This is a genomic window from Mesorhizobium sp. M2A.F.Ca.ET.039.01.1.1, from assembly GCF_003998035.1.
Classification (GTDB): Bacteria; Pseudomonadota; Alphaproteobacteria; order Rhizobiales; family Rhizobiaceae; genus Mesorhizobium.
Genome location: NZ_RZRY01001303.1, coordinates 1 through 938 on the forward strand (window position 1 = coordinate 1; position 938 = coordinate 938).

The window sequence follows — 938 nt, forward strand, 5'->3', positions numbered from 1 at the left end:
GGCCGCGCACGAGACAAATAGCGCATCCAATGGGCCCGTTGAGTCCAAAAGCTTCTCCAGCTCGGACTGGATACGCTCGATCGGCACACGGGCAACGTCATCATCGGTAACCAGATTCATAGGCTGCGCCAGCGAATGCGCGGCGATCACTTGGATCCCGTGAGATGCAAAATACGGCGCGAATTTATTGTGCAGAGCAGGGCCATACGGAGTAAGCAACGCGATTCGTTTGATGTTGAACCGTTGCATCATCGTGACTGCTGCTATTGCGGGCGACGTATAGTGAAGGCCGCTCCGCGCGGAACTAAGATGATTGAGAAGCATCTCATTTCCAAGCGCAATAGTCGCGGAGGTGCACGCAAACGCGATCACGTCCACCAAATCACCGGGCGGTAACGTTGCGAGCAAAATGGGCCAATCAGGTATAGGGATAAAGCCTCCTGTTTGATGATCGGCCTCATCATAAGAGGTGCGAGTTGTAAAAACTCTTACCGGGTAACTCGCCATCTCCGCCTTAAAAGCGTGCTCTCCCACTGGATCCGTAGAGAGCGTTATCAAGCCTATACCTTTCATCGCCTCGTAACCTCAATTAGCCCAGACAACTACGATCTCCCTCAGCTGGCGCTGGGCTCAGATTTGGAAGATTTGCCGTGGCGCACTGGTCAACACTTCCGCTCCCGTGTCGGTCACCCGAAAAGTCTCGCTGATAACGTACCCAAAATCCTCATCGATCCAGTTCCCCAGCATTAGATGAAACGTCATGTTGGCCTTCAGTTCAGTCATATCGCCGTCTTTGAGACTGGCGGTTGGCTCCAGCCAGCCAGCCAATACCGTGAGCGTAGCCGCAGCGTGACTCCTTTCTGAATCCCTCCTTCTCAATTGTACGGTAGAATGCGTTGGCGACATCGCTGCACGTACATCCTGGCCGGATCGTCTCA

2 pseudogenes are annotated in these 938 nt (G+C 53.8%); both read right to left on the minus strand.

Going from position 1 to position 938, the window contains the following annotated elements:
• Positions 1-573: pseudogene (locus EOA24_RS43690) on the minus strand (hypothetical protein); the annotation flags it as partial.
• Between the two features lie 57 nt (positions 574-630).
• Positions 631-938 (minus strand): annotated as a pseudogene (locus EOA24_RS39455) (M24 family metallopeptidase); the annotation flags it as partial.